The sequence below is a fragment of the Serratia sp. S4 genome (genome assembly GCF_000347995.1).
Classification (GTDB): Bacteria; Pseudomonadota; Gammaproteobacteria; order Enterobacterales; family Enterobacteriaceae; genus Serratia; species Serratia quinivorans.
The window spans coordinates 3,866,449-3,882,680 of the sequence record NZ_KB661120.1 but is presented as its reverse complement, the minus strand read 5'-3'; the positions used below and the strand labels follow the sequence as shown (position 1 = coordinate 3,882,680).

Here is a 16,232-nt window from a genome sequence, read left to right as displayed (position 1 = left end):
GATTGACAGGAAAGTCCAACATATCCATTACCCTGGCGAGAGGCATTTTAAGGCGTAAAAATATTTTCTGCGGCGTTGGGACTGCGTGCCATTACCAACTGGCATAAAATCCCGCATTTCATGCTTTGTGTTTATAGATATGATCGGGTTTATCATCATTTTTCAGCAATATATGTGATTAATAATGCTTATGTGTAGCCTAAAGTTCGACGCACTCGGCGGGCAACTTTGTCATGCAAACGTCATAAAACTGACATAAGATGCCCGGTTATTCTATGGCGCAAGCCTGCTTACTTCAGCGACAGTGAGAGACATGGCACAGACTACGGTAAACCAACATCCCCGGGATCGGCTGCGTGCGCGCATCGACCGTAGCGTGCAGGCGGCCGTGACCGTCAGCGGGCTGCTGGTGCTGATGACGTTAATGCTGATCTTCGTTTACCTGCTGTTTGCGGTGCTGCCGCTGTTTAAACCGGCGGCGATGGGGCAGGCAAAGCCGTTACCGATTAGCGCCACCGCGCCTGCGCTGGCGCTGGGTATGGATGTGCAGCAGCGTATCGGCTATCGCATTGATACGCAGGGAGCAGGGCAGTTTTACTCCCTGACGCAGCAGGATCCCGCCGGCACCGGCAAGCCATTAACGCAGCAGCCATTGCTGACCAAACCGGCGTTGCTGACCCAGGCGGCCGGGGAACGTGACCTGTTTGCTCTGGCGCAGGCCGATGGTCGCTTTATCGTTGCCAGTGCGGATTTTGCCGCCGCGAGCGCCTCTGCACCACAGTGGCTATTCCCACTGGGGCAACGACCATTGGCGCTGGATAAACAGGGGCGGCCCCTGGCATTGTTGGCACTGTCCGAAGCGCGGCACGGGCAGTATCTGCTGGCCGGGGTTACCGAAGACCGGCGTTTGGTGTTTGGCCGTTTTGGCAGCGACCAGGCGCCGCAGCTCAGCGAAAGCCCGCTGGAGAGCGCGGTACAACAGTTGGTGCTGACGCCGGACGGCCGTCAGTTGTACCTGCTGTCGGGTAACCGACTGGCGCGCTATCAAATTAACGACACTCAGTTACAGCTTAAAGAAACGCGTATTCTCGGCGATCGCACTCCTTATCAACTGACGGCCTTGCCCGGTGGCAGCGCCTTATTGATTGAAGCGGCTGACGGTAGCCTGCGTGAGTGGTTTGATGTTGAAAAAGGGCAGCGCTGGCAACTGACGCCGGTGCAGCATTTCGACCATCAGTCCGAGCCACGGGATTTGCTGGTGGCTGAACCTTATCGTCGGGTGTTCGCCACACTTAGGCGCGACGGGGGCTTCTCGCTGTTTTCCAGCATTCAGTCACAGCCGTTGTTGAATGGCCGGTTGAGCACCGGGGTGCAACAGATGGCGTTTGCTCCACGTGGTGACGGCCTGCTGCTGGAAACGGCGCAGGGTTGGCAGCATTATCCGATCGATAACCCTTATCCCGATGTCACCTGGCGCTCGCTATGGCACAAGGTGTGGTATGAAAATTACCCCGAGCCCGCCTATGTTTGGCAATCCACCTCCGGTGAGGACAGCTATCAGGCCAAGTTCAGCCTGATGCCGGTCATTTTTGGCACCTTTAAGGCAGCGGCTTACGCCATGCTGTTTGCCATTCCGCTGGCATTGGCCGGGGCTATTTATACCGCCTATTTCATGTCGGCCGGGCTACGGCGGGTGATCAAGCCGGCGATTGAGGTGATGGGTGCACTGCCAACGGTGGTGATTGGGCTGGTGGCCGGTATCTGGCTGGCGCCGGTGATTGAACACTATCTGTTGGCGGTGCTGTCACTGCCGCTGTTGTTGGCGGCAGTGGTGCTGGCCTGCGGCGCTCTGGTGAACAAGCTGGCACCGCGCCGCTTGCCGCCGGGCATGGATCTGCTGATCCTGCTGCCGTTGATGATATTGACCGTCTGGTTGGCGTTCAGCGTGGGGCCGTGGCTGGAGGTAAAACTGTTTGGCGAGCCGCTGCATTTTTGGCTGGGCGATGATTACGACCAGCGCAATGCGCTGGTGGTGGGGGTGGCAATGGGGTTTGCACTGGTGCCGATCATCTTCTCACTGGCGGAAGACGCCTTGTTCAGCGTGCCGGCTACCCTGAGCCAGGGATCGCTGGCGTTGGGTGCGACCCAGTGGCAAACCGTGATGCGGGTGGTTCTGCCATCGGCCAGCGCCGGTATTTTTTCGGCACTGATGATCGGCTTTGGTCGTGCGGTGGGCGAAACCATGATTGTGCTGATGGCGACCGGCAACACGCCGGTGATCGACGGTAGCCTGTTCCAGGGCTTGCGCGCCCTGGCGGCCAATATCGCCATCGAAATGCCGGAGGCGGTGGCCGACAGCAGCCATTATCGGGTGCTGTTCCTGACCGCACTGGTGCTGTTTATTTTCACCTTTGTCTTCAACACGCTGGCGGAAGCGATCCGTCTGCGCCTGCGTGAGCGCTATACCCTGAATCAGGAGGCGCCATGAGGCTTTGGGCCAAGAGCGGCTCGCCGTGGATCTGGCTGACAGCCGGATCGGTGGCCGTCAGCCTGCTGGCGTTGATCGGCATTATGCTGCTGCTGGCCGGGCAGGGGATGCGCTATTTCTGGCCCAGCCCGGTCTACCAGTTTGAACTCAATCAGAGCGCTGCAGGATCGGTGACCATGATTGGCGAACTGTACCAACAGCAGAGCATTCCGCGCCGTCAATTGCAGGAGTCCGGGGTTGCCTTGCCGCCAGGAGATGCACAGAGTTTTGAGCGCTATCTGATCAAAGTAGGTAATCGTGACAGCGAAGGGCAGGACTTCCGTACGCTGCTGGCCGGTGACATTCTTCGCAAGAGTACGCCGCGCAATTTGCTGGTACTGGAACGCAACAGTAATGGCACCGCTTATGGTTATCTGGCGGGCATGCTGGAGGACGGCCAGCCGTTGACCGGGCGTAATCTCAGCCAGGCGCTGTTGCAGCGTTTGCCGCAAATTGCCGCGCTTTCCCGTCAGGCGCATGATATTCAGTTCCGCGATATGGCGCGTATCAACCAACGGTTTGATGCGCTGCGCCTGCGGGAGAAAAGCCTGCAGCATGACGACAAGCTCGACGCCCGTGCGCAGGCGTCCATCAACGCTGAGAGACTGGAACTGCAACGTCAGTATCGGTTGTTGTCTGACCGACTGGAAGGCTTGAACCGCGATCGTCACCGTGATGCGCTGCTGCTGCGTGATATGCACGGCCAGGTTCATACTATTGCGCTTAGCCAGGTGCGCGATGCCTGGTATCCCAATGCGATGAATACCACCCAGAAGCTAGTGCACTGGGGCGAGCAGGTAAAGAAATTCCTTACTGACAGCCCACGTGAGGCCAACACCGAAGGCGGCGTATTCCCGGCCATTTTTGGCACGGTGTTGATGGTGATCCTGATGTCGATTGTGGTGATGCCGTTCGGCGTCATTGCCGCGGTTTATCTGCACGAGTACGCCGGTAATAATTTGCTGACACGGCTGATCCGTATTGCGGTGGTGAATCTGGCTGGCGTACCCTCGATTGTCTATGGGGTATTTGGTCTGGGCTTCTTTGTTTATATGATTGGCGGCACGCTCGATCAACTGTTCTTCCCGGAGTCGCTGCCCAACCCGACCTTTGGCACGCCGGGCGTGCTGTGGGCGGCGTTGACGCTGGCGCTGCTGACCTTGCCGGTGGTGATTGTCGCTACCGAAGAAGGGTTGTCGCGCATTCCTGCCTCATTGCGTCAGGGATCGCTGGCATTAGGTGCCAGCCGGGCGGAAACGCTGTGGCGCATTGTTCTGCCAATGGCAGCACCTGCCATGATGACGGGGTTGATCCTGGCGGTAGCACGCGCCGCTGGAGAGACCGCACCACTGATGCTGGTGGGCGTGGTGAAATCCGTGCCGGTGTTGCCGGTGGATGATATTTTCCCGTATCTGCATCTGGAGCGGAAGTTTATGCACCTGAGCTTCCAGATTTACGATATGGCCTTCCAGAGCCCGAGCGTAGAAGCCGCCCGGCCGCTGGTGTTTGCCACCGCCTTCCTGTTGGTGGCGATCGTGGTGGGGTTGAATCTGGCGGCGATGGGCATCCGACATTCGCTAAGGGAGCGGTATAAAGCATGGTCGCAGTAACAATGAAGCTATTGCTGGAGAGTGCCCAATGGGTTTGATGACGCCAGGCAGTTTGCCCCGGCTGGATGTCCAGCATCTTGATGATGAAGATACCGCGTTGGCGGTAAAGGATCTCAAGTTGTTTTATGGTGAGAAGCAGGTACTGCACGATATTTCACTGCGTATCCCAAAACACCGGGTGACGGCGCTGATCGGCCCCTCCGGCTGCGGTAAATCGACGCTGCTGCGTTGTTTCAACCGCATGAATGATTTAGTGGACAACTGCCGGATTGAAGGCGAACTACAACTTAACGGCCAGGGCATCTCTGGAACGCAGATCGACGTTGCGGCGCTGAGGCGGCGGGTCGGCATGGTGTTCCAGCGTCCGAATCCCTTCCCGAAGTCGATTTATGAAAACGTGGTTTACGGCCTGCGGCTGCAGGGCGTGCGCGATCGGCGGATCCTGGATGAGGCGGTGGAACGTTCGCTGCGTGCCGCAGCGCTGTGGCACGAGGTAAAAGACCGGCTGCGCGAGAACGCGTTTCGCCTTTCCAGCGGTCAGCAACAGCGGCTGGTGATTGCGCGGGCAATCGCCATCGAACCGGAAGTGCTGCTGCTCGATGAACCGACCTCGGCACTGGATCCGATCTCCACGCTAACCATTGAAGAGCTGATTTCCGCGCTAAAACAGCACTACAGCGTGGTGCTGGTGACGCACAACATGCAGCAGGCGGCGCGAGTATCCGATTACACGGCGTTTATTCACCAGGGCCGATTGGTGGAATATAACGACACCGACGACATCTTCACCTCACCGCGCCAGCGCCGTACCGAGGATTATATTACCGGGCGCTATGGTTAATGGGGTTAGCGCTTTCTGCCGGTGAAATAACCTCCAGGCCTTCATTCAGTTGAAAACCCGCTTTCGCGGGTTTTTAGCTTACTTCACCAGAGGTTTATCGCTGGCAGCGGTTTTGAATTTTGCCATGTACTGCGGCTGGAAGATGCACATGCGCAGCACTGTGCGGTATTCGCCGTTAACGAAGAATTCGTCAATCAGCTCACCTTCTACCTCGAAGCCCAGCTTGCTGTAAATGTGGATCGCCTTCGGGTTCTCTTTGTCGACGATCAGATACAGCTTGTACAGGTTCAGTACCGAGAAACCGTAATCCATCGCCAGCTTGGCGGCGATAGTGGCGTAACCTTTACCCTGATGAGTCGGATCAATAATGATCTGGAATTCTGCGCGGCGGTGGATGTGGTCGATCTCCACCAGCTCCACCAGCCCGACTTTGGCGCCCTGGTGTTCGATAATAAAGCGGCGTTCGCTCTGGTCGTGGATGTGCTTGTCGTACAGGTCGGAAAGCTCAACAAAGGCTTCGTAAGGTTCTTCGAACCAATAGCGCATCACGCTGGCGTTGTTGTCCATCTGGTGGACGAACGTCAAATCATCCCGTTCCAGTGGGCGTAGCTTGACGTTGGTAGGGCTGGACATGGGGGTTCCTTATGTCGTTATTGTAAGGGATCGCGCTTTATATTGTGGGCAAGTATAGCGCTGGCGGTGCCGATGCTGCGAAAAAAAACGGCGCCGTTAGAGGCGCCGTTTAGAAAATGTTCAGTTTTACATTTTAGTCCGCCGCATGCCCTTGTTCGGGCAGGCGCTTGCCATCGAGCCAGGCCGCGTCATCACGCATCGCCAACCGACCTTCGACAAACCAGTTCACCACCAGCGGGTAAATCAGGTGTTCCTGTGTTTGCACTCGTTCGACTACCTCATCCTCCTCGTCACCGGGGAAGATCGGCACCTTGGCTTGCAAAATGACCGGGCCGCCGTCGAGCTGTTCGGTCACGAAGTGCACCGAGGTGCCGTGTTCGCTGTCACCGTTGTCGATGGCTTGCCGATGGGTGTGCAACCCAGGGTATTTCGGTAGCAGGGAAGGGTGAATGTTCAGCATGCGTCCAGCAAAGTGCTGCACGAACTGCGGGCTGAGAATGCGCATATAACCCGCCAGCACCACCAAATCCGGTTGATACTGGTCAATGGCTTCTGCCAGCGCGACGTCAAACGCCGCACGGTCGGCATAGGCCTTGGCATCCAGCGCATGGGCGGCAATGTCTGCCGCTTGCGCACGTTGCAGGCCATAAGCCTGCGCCCGGTTGCTGAATACCGCCACAATTTCGGCGGCAATCCGGCCCTGCTGGCAGGCATCAATCAGCGCCTGGAGATTACTCCCCTGGCCGGAGACCAACACCACGATCTTTTTCATCAGTTGATGACCACTTGTTGTTTGTCAGAAGAAGCGGTCAGTTTACCGATCTTCCACGCTTTTTCACCGGCTGCGGTCAACAATGCGATGGCGGATTCAACCGATTCTTCCGGCAGAGCGATCACCATGCCCACGCCACAGTTAAAGGTGCGGTACATTTCGTGACGGCTGACGTTACCGGTTTGCTGTAGCCAGTTGAAGACGGTCGGCCACTGCCAGCTGGATTCGTCGATCACCGCCTGCATGCCTTCCGGCAGTACACGTGGGATGTTTTCCCAGAAGCCGCCGCCGGTCAGGTGAGCGATAGCGTGCACGTCGATTTTCTCGATCAGCTCCAGCACGGATTTCACATAAATTTTGGTTGGTGCCAGCAGATGGTCAGCCAGTGGTTGGCCTTCCAGAACTGTAGTGGTTGGGTCGGTGTTGCTGACTTCCAGAATTTTGCGCACCAGCGAGTAGCCGTTGGAGTGCGGGCCGGAAGCGCCGAGGGCGATCAGGGCATCGCCTGACTGCACCTTGCTGCCGTCGATGATTTCGGATTTCTCGACCACGCCGACGCAAAAGCCGGCCACGTCGTAATCTTCGCCATGATACATGCCTGGCATTTCGGCGGTTTCACCGCCCACCAGCGCACAACCGGACTGCTTGCAGCCCTCGGCGATACCGGTGATCACGCTGGCCGCGGTGTCCACGTCCAGCTTGCCGGTCGCGAAGTAATCCAGGAAGAACAGTGGCTCAGCGCCCTGTACCACCAAATCGTTCACACACATTGCAACCAGATCGATGCCGATGGTGTCGTGTCGTTTCAGGTCCATCGCCAGACGCAGCTTGGTGCCTACGCCGTCGGTACCGGAAACCAGTATCGGCTCGCGGTATTTCTGCGGCAACGCACACAGGGCGCCAAAACCGCCCAGACCACCCATGACTTCAGGGCGGCGGGTCTGTTTAACTACACCTTTGATGCGGTCTACCAATGCATTGCCAGCATCGATATCGACACCTGCGTCTTTATAGCTGAGAGAGGTTTTGTCGGTCACTGCGCGATCCCCACGACGGTTTGCGGTTTGAAAACTGTGCATCCGGCATTGATTCCGGACTAAGGCGCGGCAATTCTAACAGCGCAGGCAAACGTTTGCGAGTGGCTTGTGAACCAGCTCCGATTTTTCGTCATCTATACTGTTATTCAATCTTTTGTTGATCCCGATCGGGCTATTGTGGGTGGCGCAGTCGGCAAAAGGAGGTATAATCCGGCGATTTTTTTGGCCGTCAACCACCTTAATAGGAGAAAAATGATGAAGATCGTTGAGGTGAAACACCCGCTGGTGAAACACAAGCTTGGTCTGATGCGTGAAAATGACATCAGCACCAAACGCTTCCGTGAGCTGGCTTCGGAAGTGGGTAGTTTGCTGACCTATGAAGCGACCGCCGATCTGGAAACGGAGAAAGTGACCATCGATGGCTGGTGTGGTCCGGTTGAAATTGACCAGATTAAAGGGAAAAAAATTACCGTCGTACCTATCCTGCGTGCCGGTCTGGGCATGATGGAAGGGGTATTGGAAAACGTCCCTAGCGCGCGCATCAGCGTGGTTGGCGTTTACCGTGACGAAGAAACCCTGGAGCCGGTACCTTATTTCCAAAAGCTGGTTTCCAACATCGAAGAGCGTCTGGCGCTGGTGGTTGACCCGATGCTGGCGACCGGTGGCTCGATGATCGCCACTATCGATCTGCTGAAGAAAGCCGGCTGCAACAGCATCAAGGTGCTGGTACTGGTCGCGGCACCGGAAGGTATCGCTGCGCTGGAGAAAGCGCACCCGGACGTCGAACTCTACACCGCTTCTATCGATCAATGCCTGAATGACAAGGGCTACATCGTGCCGGGCCTGGGTGATGCGGGCGATAAGATATTTGGTACCAAATAAAAATTGAAGCCGACGATGAGTCGGCTTTTTTTTGACCGGAAAATAATTAGAGGAAAAACCCCATGACACGTCGCGTCATCGGCGTCAGTGAACGCCCGCCGCTACTGCAGACCATTCCGCTCAGCTTCCAGCATCTGTTCGCCATGTTTGGTGCTACCGTGCTGGTGCCAATCCTGTTCAAGATCAACCCGGCGACGGTGTTGCTGTTTAACGGCATCGGCACGTTGCTGTATCTGTTTATCTGCAAGGGCAAGATCCCAGCCTATCTCGGTTCCAGCTTTGCCTTTATCTCCCCGGTACTGTTGCTGCTGCCATTGGGTTATGAAGTGGCGTTGGGCGGATTTATCATGTGTGGGGTGCTGTTCTGCCTGGTGGGGCTGCTGGTCAAAAAAGCCGGTACCGGCTGGCTGGACGTGATATTCCCGCCGGCGGCGATGGGGGCGATTGTCGCGGTTATAGGTCTGGAATTGGCGGGCGTGGCGGCCAATATGGCGGGCCTGCTGCCAGCCGACGGCGTCAGCGCGGATACCTCGACCGTAACCATTTCCCTGGTGACGCTGGGCGTGACGATCCTCGGCTCAGTGCTGTTCCGCGGTTTTCTGGCAATTATCCCGATATTGATTGGTGTGCTGGTGGGTTATGCGCTGTCGTTCTTTATGGGCGTGGTGGATTTAACCCCGATCCGCGAAGCGCACTGGTTTGCACTGCCGACTTTCTACACGCCACGTTTTGAATGGTTTGCCATCTTTACCATCCTGCCCGCGGCGCTGGTGGTGATCGCCGAGCACGTCGGCCATCTGGTGGTGACGGCCAATATCGTGAAAAAAGATTTGCTGCGTGACCCTGGTTTGCACCGTTCCATGTTTGCCAACGGTATCTCGACGGTCATCTCCGGCTTCTTCGGCTCAACGCCAAATACTACCTACGGTGAGAATATCGGCGTGATGGCCATCACCAAGGTTTACAGCACCTGGGTGATTGGTGGCGCGGCGGTTCTGGCGATCCTGCTTTCCTGCGTTGGTAAGTTGGCGGCGGCCATTCAGGCGGTGCCGGTGCCGGTTATGGGCGGTGTATCTCTGCTGTTGTACGGGGTGATCGGCGCGTCCGGTATTCGCGTGCTGATCGAATCCAAGGTGGATTACAACAAGGCACAGAACCTGATCCTGACGTCGGTGATCCTGATTATCGGCGTCAGCGGTGCCAAGGTGCATATCGGTGCCGCCGAGCTGAAAGGCATGGCGTTGGCGACCATTGTTGGCATCGGTCTCAGCCTGCTGTTTAAGGTGATCAGCCTGTACCGCAAGGAAGAGGTCGTGCTCGAAGAGCCGGATGAACCTGCCGAACAGAAAAAATGAATAAAAAACGGGCAGCCCATGGGCTGCCCGTTTTATTCATACGCAATAATTAGCTGCGGATTTTACGGTAAACAAACAGCACCACGATGGCACCAATCACTGCCACCACGAAGCTGCCGAAGTTGAAACCGTCCACTCTGCCGTAGCCAAAGAAGGTGCTGATATAGCCCCCAACCACGGCGCCGACAATACCCAACACTATGGTCAGGATAAAACCGCCACCGTCTTTGCCCGGCATGATCCACTTGGCTAAAATACCGGCGATCAGGCCGAAGATGATCCAGGAAATAATTCCCATTGACTGCTCCTTTCTTTGATATCAACTAATTATTGTTGTGTCGCCGGCTGAGTACTGTTTGCTCCTGCAGCATCGGCATCACTTTTTAATTCTTCTGCTTTATTCTCAGCGCTATTTTTAATCGCTTCGGTTTTCGCTTTCGCCTGTTCGGTCAGGTCGTTGGCACCATTAATGGCGTCGTTCTTAATGGCTTTGGCCTGATCGACCAACTGCTGGCTTTGTTTGCTGGCGTCGTCTTTGATGGCATCGGCCTTGGCTTTGGCATCATTGGTGATGGCATCCGCCTGCTTGCTGGCATCGTCTTTAATCGCCGAGGCCTTGTCTTTAAGCTGGTCCGCCTGAGTGGTAGCCTCTTTCTTGATGTCCTTGGCCACGGCTGCGGCTTTATCAGTCAGATCGTCCGCTTTTTTCTGGGCGGCGTCTTTCATTTGCTCTGCGCTGTCTTTGGCTTTTTCAAGATTGGCGTCGACCTTGGATGAGTCATCACAACCGGCAAGCACTAGCCCAATGAGTGAAGCCAAAAGCACTTTATTCCATACTTTCATCGTCTATATCCTTGTAGAAACCTTGTTTATGGTAACTGCGTTTCGCCTTTCTATACTAGGATAAGTCTTGGATAAAATACAAATTTTACCCATGCCCCCCTTGGGGAGCTTGGCTTTCTCAGGCGCCTTTGTTCACTATTACGGCATAAAATCCTGCCGGTTCAACAGAGCCCGCTTTCTGTGGTAGACTTACCGCGTTTTCCTGCCAGTTTTGGTTGAGGTGCTTTTCTGAATACGCCGGCACAGCTTTCACTGCCACTTTATCTTCCCGATGATGAAACTTTTGCCAGTTTTTATCCGGGGGAGAACCCATCCCTATTGAGCGCGATCCAGTCTGCCGTTCGTCAGGAACATGGCAGCTATATCTATTTCTGGTCACGCGAGGGTGGTGGGCGCAGCCACTTGTTGCATGCGTCCTGCGCGGAGCTTTCGCTGCGTGGCGAGGCCGTAGGCTATGTGCCACTGGATAAGCGAGCCTATTTCGTGCCTGAAGTATTGGATGGCATGGAGCAGCTGGCCCTGGTGTGTATCGATAATATCGAATGCATTGCCGGTGACGAAGAGTGGGAAATGGCCATCTTCAATCTCTACAACCGCATTCTGGAAACCGGCCGTACGCGCCTGTTTATTACCGGCGATCGCCCGCCACGCCAATTGAATCTCCATTTGCCCGATCTGGCTTCACGCCTGGACTGGGGGCAAATCTACAAGTTACAACCACTGTCGGATGAAGAGAAACTGCTGGCGCTGCAACTGCGTGGCAAACTGCGCGGCTTTGAATTGCCGGAGGACGTGGGCCGTTTCCTGTTGAAACGCCTGGATCGCGAAATGCGCACGCTGTTTATGACGCTGGATCAACTCGATCATGCTTCAATCACCGCCCAGCGCAAGCTGACCATCCCGTTTGTGAAAGAGATCCTGGGGCTGTAACAGCTTCACTTCGAAAATTTTGGGCACCGTAATCAGTGCCCACTATCACGTTTACAGAATCTCCAGCACCTGCTCCGGCGGTCGGCCGATACGCGCCTTGTTGCCGTTAACCACAATAGGGCGTTCGATCAGCTTCGGATTCGCCACCATGGCCGCTAACAATTGGGCTTCGCTCAGGCTTTCATCCGCCAGTTTCAATTCCTTGTACAGATCTTCTTTCTTGCGCATCAGCTCGCGTGCCGAAGTGAAACCCAGTTCCTTCAACAGTTTTTTCAACTGCTCCACCGACGGTGGTGTCTCCAGGTACAGCACCACTTCAGGGGTTACGCCATGCTGTTCCAGCAGCGCCAGGGTTTCGCGGCTCTTTGAGCAGCGCGGGTTGTGGTAAATAGTGACGTTTTTCAATTAACTCATCCTTTTCAAAATCAGCTGCGCTGGTACTGGCGGAACCGCTCCTGCAATTGGCGCAACTGGTCGATGCGCGCATCATAGCGCGCCTGTTTCAGACTGCCGAGTTTTTGCAATGAACTGGCATTGCTGAGCAGGCCTATGGCCTGATCGAGACGGCCGGTTAGCGCCAGGCTTTCAGCGCGGGCGGAAAGTTCTTCATCGCGCAACCCCTGCGCGGCACTGGCCTGGGCCAGCAGATCCCAGGCATTGGGATCGTCAGGGTGGGCGAAGGTATAACGGTTAAGAATTTTGGATGCCTGAGCCGGCTGGTTGCCTTCAACATAGGCGTTAGCCAGGTTGAGCTGCAGCACCGGATTGTTGCTTTGGGCCGCATTGGCGGCCTGCAGACGAGCGATGGCCTGCGGCGCACGTTTCTGACCGAGATCGATGTCGGTCATCAGGTCGAGCAGCCAGACGTTTTTTGGATCTTGCGTCAGAAGTGGCTGAATGATGTTACGGGCGTCGTCATATTTCTTCGCCTCATAGAACAAAATGGCGCGGCCATACTTGGCGGCGGCCTGCTCACGGATATTGCCTTTGCTGTAGGTATCGAGCAGTTCTTCGCGTAGCCCGTAACCTTCGGAGCTGTACATCCCCAGAGAGCGCACTTTGGCCATCAGGTAATCCTGGGTGGACTGCACCAGATGCTTGGGCATCTGGTTGGCGCGGTTGCGTGCGTCAGACAGGCGGCTGTCAGGCAATGGGTGGGTCAGCAGCATTTCCGGTGGTTTAGACGCGTAGCGCGACTGGTCAGACAGTTTTTGCAAGAAGTCAGGCATGGCTTCCGGATCAAATCCGGCACGTTGCAATACCTGAATGCCGATGCGGTCGGCTTCCTGTTCGTTCGACTGGGTAAAACTGATCATGCCCTGTTGGGTACCGGCCAGGGTACCGCTGAGCGCCGCCATGCCCATGGTAGGGTTGGCCATCGCCAGCAGGATTGAACCGAGGGCACCGACCCAGGTCAGCGGGGCATTGCGTTGCTGGTCTTCCATAGCCCGCGCCAGGTGGCGTTGGGTCACGTGCGAGATTTCATGCGCCAGCACCGAAGCCAGCTGGCTTTCGTTGTCGGTTTCGCGGAACAGGGCAGAGTGCAGCACTACGTTGCCGCCGAAGAAGGCGAAGGCGTTGATTTCGTCGTTACGCACCAGATAGAAATGGAATGGCGTACGCACCGAATAGGCGCTTGCCACCAGCCGGTTGCCCAACTGGTTAATATATTGAGTCAGCAACGGGTCATTGATCAGCGGTGCGCTGGCGCGAAGCTGACGCACGTAGAAATCCCCCATGGCCATTTCCTGGCCAATGCTTAGGGTACCGCCCGCAGAGGTGCCCATATCCGGCAGTTGATCCTGGGTTTCCGCCAGCACCGGCGCCGTGGCGTTGAGCGTGCCAAGCAACAGTACTGCAATCGCTGTTTTGGTCAACCGGGTGGTCATAGTCAGGCGTTTCCCTTAAATAGTCATTTCTAAGACGTCAGCATCACCTAAGAGTTCTTGTTCCCTGCCGGACTCGCTAAAACAATCAGTGCGAAAGCGTGTTGGCTCACAAAAAATGCACGCGTTGCGGCGGCCGGTTGGCAGTTAACATCATAGTCAGCCGGATGCGACAATGAAACTTCTGTTCGGCAATATTCGACCAGAAATGCTTTATTTTTCATTTCTCAATATTGCCATTCGGGTCATTAGACAAAACAAAGACAAAGTTTGTCCGCGTTTTAATTGACAGGATAAACGTGGACTAATATAGTCTGTGTTATTGAATTCATAGGTGCACCTCAAATCCAATATGGCTTACATCACTACCAGCGTTGAATATGGCATTCACTGCCTGCTTTGGTTAGTCGGCGACAATCAGCGCGCGCTCAGCAGCCGTGAGCTTGCCGAACTGCAGGGGATCTCACCGAGTTTCCTGGCCAAAATTTTCCCCAAGCTGGAGAAAGCGGGGATCGTCGCCGCGAGCGAAGGCGTACGCGGCGGCTATCGGTTGGCCCGTCCGGCGGATGAGATCACTTTCCTGGAGATCATCGATGCCATTGAAGGGCACAAGCCGTTGTTCGATTGCCAGGAAGTGCGCGGCCGTTGCGCGGTTTTTGACGACAACCCACCCGACTGGGCGCTGTCCGGCAAGTGTGCGATCCATGCAGTGATGCTGCAGGCCGAAAAGGCCATGCGCGATGCACTGGCGGTACAAACTCTGGGGGCCGTCGCCACTCGTTTCGGGCGCAAGGCGCCAGAGGGTTTCTTTGGTGAGGTCAACCTGTGGATGGATGAGCGCATGAGCGAACGTACCACCCGCAGCGGCAAATCGGCCCGCACCAAGCCTAAATAACGTCTCAGCAGTTTCTCTGATTCTTTTCCCCGCCTGTGTGCCACAGGCGGTAGCCCTTCTGCACCCTTTTAACAGGCAGCGGAACGGCGCCACTCGCCTGGAAAATAGTACGGGCATCTGATTAAACCTGTAGGAAGGAGTTATTCCATGACGCAAAAAATAGTGATCGCCGGTTCTGGTTTTGCTGGTTTTTGGGCTGCAGTTTCCGCCATGCGAGCGATAGCGCAGGCCGGTAAGGAAGGGGAGATCGAAGTCACGATGGTTTCGCCGACGCCGAATGTCACCATTCGTCCACGCTTGTATGAAGCGGTGCTGGAGAACATAAGCCCGGATATCTCGGCACAGCTCGCCGCTATTGGCGTTCGCCATTTGGCCGGTTTGGTTGAGCAGATAGACAGCGAAAACCAGACGCTGGTGGTGGAAAACGCAGAGGGGAAAAAGCTCCAGCTGGATTATGACCGTTTGGTTCTGGCGACCGGTAGCCAGCTTTCTGTTCCACCGGTTGCCGGTTTCGCCGAGCATGGGTTCAATGTGGATACGCTGCAAAGCGCGCAACGACTGGATGCGCATTTGAAGGCATTGGCGGCACAACCGGAAACCCCGGCGCGTAACACCGTGGTGGTGGTCGGTGGTGGGCTAACCGGGTTGGAAAGCGCCGCCGAAATGCCAATGCGCCTGCGTGCCATTCTGGGCAGCGAAGCGAACATCCGCGTGGTGATTGTTGATACTGCGGCGGAAGTGGGGGCGGGTATGGGGGCCGAACCTGGCGTGGTGATCCGACAAGCATTGGAAGAATGCGGCGTTGAGCCACGGGCCGGGATGCGCGTGACGGCGATCGATGCTGACAGCGTCACGCTGTCGAGCGGTGAGCGTATTGCAGCCAACACGGTGATATTGGCTGCCGGTGTACGGGCAAATCCATTGGTCGCTCAAATTCCGGGTGAGCGCGACGGCTCTGGTCGCATTGTCGGCGATGCCTTCTTGCATGCGCCGGCGGCGGCTGGCGTTTTTGTTACCGGAGATACGGTCAAGGCAGCGACCGACGCGTTGGGCAACCATAATCTGATGACCTGCCAGCATGCGATGAGCCTGGGACGCGTTGCCGGGCACAATGCCGCAGCGGAACTGGTGGGATTGCCGCTGCACCCTTATAGCCAACCCAAGTATGTGACTTGCCTCGATCTCGGTGCCTGGGGTGCGCTTTACACCGAAGGCTGGGATCGCCAGGTGCTATTCACACGTGCAGAGGGCAAAAAGATCAAACAGGAAATCAACACCCAGTGGATTTACCCACCGGCGGCGGATCGCGATGCTTTGTTTGCCGTCGCCAATCCAGATTTTGTGATTGTGCCTTAAGGCTTGAGTCTTAAGTATCCAACGGGAGCGGAAACGCTCCCGTTGTTATTTCCCCAGGGGTAAAAAAGAGCGCTCCGGCACCACGGTTTTCATCACCAGCGTGGAGCTGAGGCGCTGAACGCCGGGCAGGGCAGAGAGCTTCTCGTCATACAACTGCTGGAAAGCGGGCAGATCGCGGGAGATCACATGCAGCAGGTAATCGGGGTCACCGAACAGCCTTTGCGCCTGAACCACCTGAGGAATATCGGTCATCGCATCCTCAAAGGCGGCGACGGCATGGCGATCGCCTTCTCTCATGGTGACGAAAACCAATGCGGAAAAGTTAAACCCCAGGCTGGTGGGTTCAAGCTGGGCGCGATAGCCCCTGATCACCCCTGATTCTTCCAGAGCCTTCACCCGGCGGTGGCAGGGCGAAACGCTAAGCCCGACACGTTCGGCCAGTTCGGTGACAGAAAGTCGCCCATCAGTTTGTAGTTCGGCAAGAATTTTGCGGTCTATCTTATCCATTTAGAAGAATTTCCCAAAATTTGTAGTTTTCAGGCAAGTCATTGGCAGCACATTTTAACGCCCTAAAGATATTCTTTCCAATAATTAAGCGGCCGGGGCCGATCGCACTTAACGCGGTTTGCAGGCCCTATGATGAGGAAAGTCAGGTGAAAATACGC

Annotated in this window: 16 protein-coding genes; 8 read left to right on the top strand and 8 right to left on the bottom strand. The window is 56.1% G+C overall.

Features of this window, described 5'->3' with window-relative positions; genetic code table 11:
- Positions 1–313 precede the first annotated feature (313 nt).
- From SERS4_RS0118825 to pstB, 3 genes are read left to right on the top strand one after another with little or no spacing between them, the layout of a single operon-like run.
- Positions 314–2,488, top strand: a complete 2,175-nt coding sequence (locus tag SERS4_RS0118825; RefSeq protein ID WP_017893635.1) for an ABC transporter permease subunit — start codon at positions 314–316, stop codon at positions 2,486–2,488.
- The gene (gene pstA / locus SERS4_RS0118820; protein ID WP_017893634.1) at positions 2,485–4,137 is read left to right on the top strand and encodes a phosphate ABC transporter permease PstA; all 1,653 of its coding nucleotides are present in this window, start codon (positions 2,485–2,487) and stop codon (positions 4,135–4,137) included. The genes SERS4_RS0118825 and pstA overlap by 4 nt, the downstream gene beginning before the upstream one ends.
- Positions 4,138–4,165: 28 nt before the next feature.
- A complete protein-coding gene (gene pstB, locus SERS4_RS0118815) occupies positions 4,166–4,978 on the top strand; it encodes a phosphate ABC transporter ATP-binding protein PstB (RefSeq protein WP_012146247.1) in 813 nt (270 codons plus the stop codon).
- Positions 4,979–5,056: 78 nt separating this feature from the next.
- On the opposite strand, the gene speG is transcribed toward pstB, so the two are convergent.
- From speG to purM, 3 genes are all read right to left on the bottom strand, one after another.
- Positions 5,057–5,611, bottom strand: coding sequence for a spermidine N1-acetyltransferase (gene speG / locus SERS4_RS0118810; protein WP_012146239.1), 555 nt, complete (start codon positions 5,609–5,611; stop codon positions 5,057–5,059).
- 133 nt (positions 5,612–5,744) lie between these two features.
- Positions 5,745–6,383, bottom strand: a complete 639-nt coding sequence (gene purN / locus SERS4_RS0118805; RefSeq protein ID WP_017893633.1) for a phosphoribosylglycinamide formyltransferase — start codon at positions 6,381–6,383, stop codon at positions 5,745–5,747.
- Positions 6,383–7,420, bottom strand: a complete 1,038-nt coding sequence (gene purM, locus SERS4_RS0118800) for a phosphoribosylformylglycinamidine cyclo-ligase (protein ID WP_026142483.1) — start codon at positions 7,418–7,420, stop codon at positions 6,383–6,385. Before purM ends, purN begins: the two co-directional genes overlap by 1 nt.
- A 255-nt stretch (positions 7,421–7,675) precedes the next feature.
- On the opposite strand from purM, the gene upp reads away from it, so the two are divergent.
- Both upp and uraA read left to right on the top strand, forming a co-directional pair.
- Positions 7,676–8,302, top strand: a complete 627-nt coding sequence (upp, locus tag SERS4_RS0118795) for a uracil phosphoribosyltransferase (protein WP_017893631.1) — start codon at positions 7,676–7,678, stop codon at positions 8,300–8,302.
- A 62-nt stretch (positions 8,303–8,364) separates the two neighbouring features.
- Positions 8,365–9,657, top strand: a complete 1,293-nt coding sequence (gene uraA / locus SERS4_RS0118790) for a uracil permease (RefSeq protein ID WP_017893630.1) — start codon at positions 8,365–8,367, stop codon at positions 9,655–9,657.
- A gap of 49 nt (positions 9,658–9,706) precedes the next feature.
- On the opposite strand, the gene SERS4_RS0118785 is transcribed toward uraA, so the two are convergent.
- Entirely contained in the window at positions 9,707–9,955 is a 249-nt protein-coding gene (locus SERS4_RS0118785; protein WP_006316897.1) for a GlsB/YeaQ/YmgE family stress response membrane protein, read from the bottom strand.
- 29 nt (positions 9,956–9,984) lie between these two features.
- Positions 9,985–10,500 (bottom strand): hypothetical protein, encoded by a 516-nt coding sequence (locus SERS4_RS0118780; protein ID WP_012146232.1) that lies wholly within the window; start codon positions 10,498–10,500, stop codon positions 9,985–9,987.
- A 228-nt stretch (positions 10,501–10,728) separates the two neighbouring features.
- On the opposite strand from SERS4_RS0118780, the gene hda reads away from it, so the two are divergent.
- Entirely contained in the window at positions 10,729–11,430 is a 702-nt protein-coding gene (gene hda, locus SERS4_RS0118770) for a DnaA inactivator Hda (RefSeq protein WP_026142482.1), read from the top strand.
- Between the two features lie 51 nt (positions 11,431–11,481).
- On the opposite strand, the gene arsC is transcribed toward hda, so the two are convergent.
- Both arsC and SERS4_RS0118760 read right to left on the bottom strand, forming a co-directional pair.
- On the bottom strand, positions 11,482–11,835 hold the full coding sequence (gene arsC / locus SERS4_RS0118765; protein ID WP_017893628.1) for an arsenate reductase (glutaredoxin): 354 nt from the start codon (positions 11,833–11,835) through the stop codon (positions 11,482–11,484).
- A gap of 20 nt (positions 11,836–11,855) precedes the next feature.
- Positions 11,856–13,319 carry a M48 family metallopeptidase gene (locus tag SERS4_RS0118760; RefSeq protein WP_012146229.1) on the bottom strand — a complete coding sequence of 488 codons (1,464 nt, stop codon included), beginning with the start codon at positions 13,317–13,319 and terminating at the stop codon, positions 11,856–11,858.
- A 349-nt stretch (positions 13,320–13,668) separates the two neighbouring features.
- Here SERS4_RS0118760 and SERS4_RS0118755 point away from each other — a divergent pair, with 349 nt between their 5' ends.
- Positions 13,669–14,211 carry an Rrf2 family transcriptional regulator gene (locus SERS4_RS0118755; RefSeq protein ID WP_017893627.1) on the top strand — a complete coding sequence of 181 codons (543 nt, stop codon included), beginning with the start codon at positions 13,669–13,671 and terminating at the stop codon, positions 14,209–14,211.
- A 147-nt stretch (positions 14,212–14,358) separates the two neighbouring features.
- Positions 14,359–15,567: an NAD(P)/FAD-dependent oxidoreductase gene (locus tag SERS4_RS0118750; RefSeq protein WP_017893626.1), complete on the top strand. Its 1,209-nt coding sequence runs from the start codon at positions 14,359–14,361 to the stop codon at positions 15,565–15,567.
- A 45-nt stretch (positions 15,568–15,612) separates the two neighbouring features.
- Here SERS4_RS0118750 and SERS4_RS0118745 read toward each other — a convergent pair whose 3' ends face one another.
- Complete coding sequence (locus SERS4_RS0118745; RefSeq protein ID WP_017893625.1) at positions 15,613–16,074, bottom strand: Lrp/AsnC family transcriptional regulator; 462 nt, start codon at positions 16,072–16,074, stop codon at positions 15,613–15,615.
- Positions 16,075–16,232 lie beyond the last annotated feature (158 nt).

What these genes read in the sequence shown, in the direction of transcription:
- SERS4_RS0118755 (WP_017893627.1), top strand. Translation starts at nt 13,669, where the DNA reads ATGGCTTACATCACTACCAGCGTTGAATATGGCATTCACTGCCTGCTT.
- upp (WP_017893631.1), top strand. Translation starts at nt 7,676, where the DNA reads ATGAAGATCGTTGAGGTGAAACACCCGCTGGTGAAACACAAGCTTGGT.
- speG (WP_012146239.1), bottom strand. Translation starts at nt 5,611, where the DNA reads ATGTCCAGCCCTACCAACGTCAAGCTACGCCCACTGGAACGGGATGAT.
- SERS4_RS0118780 (WP_012146232.1), bottom strand. Translation starts at nt 10,500, where the DNA reads ATGAAAGTATGGAATAAAGTGCTTTTGGCTTCACTCATTGGGCTAGTG.
- SERS4_RS0118785 (WP_006316897.1), bottom strand. Translation starts at nt 9,955, where the DNA reads ATGGGAATTATTTCCTGGATCATCTTCGGCCTGATCGCCGGTATTTTA.
- pstB (WP_012146247.1), top strand. Translation starts at nt 4,166, where the DNA reads ATGGGTTTGATGACGCCAGGCAGTTTGCCCCGGCTGGATGTCCAGCAT.
- uraA (WP_017893630.1), top strand. Translation starts at nt 8,365, where the DNA reads ATGACACGTCGCGTCATCGGCGTCAGTGAACGCCCGCCGCTACTGCAG.
- pstA (WP_017893634.1), top strand. Translation starts at nt 2,485, where the DNA reads ATGAGGCTTTGGGCCAAGAGCGGCTCGCCGTGGATCTGGCTGACAGCC.
- SERS4_RS0118825 (WP_017893635.1), top strand. Translation starts at nt 314, where the DNA reads ATGGCACAGACTACGGTAAACCAACATCCCCGGGATCGGCTGCGTGCG.
- SERS4_RS0118750 (WP_017893626.1), top strand. Translation starts at nt 14,359, where the DNA reads ATGACGCAAAAAATAGTGATCGCCGGTTCTGGTTTTGCTGGTTTTTGG.
- SERS4_RS0118760 (WP_012146229.1), bottom strand. Translation starts at nt 13,319, where the DNA reads ATGACCACCCGGTTGACCAAAACAGCGATTGCAGTACTGTTGCTTGGC.
- purN (WP_017893633.1), bottom strand. Translation starts at nt 6,383, where the DNA reads ATGAAAAAGATCGTGGTGTTGGTCTCCGGCCAGGGGAGTAATCTCCAG.
- SERS4_RS0118745 (WP_017893625.1), bottom strand. Translation starts at nt 16,074, where the DNA reads ATGGATAAGATAGACCGCAAAATTCTTGCCGAACTACAAACTGATGGG.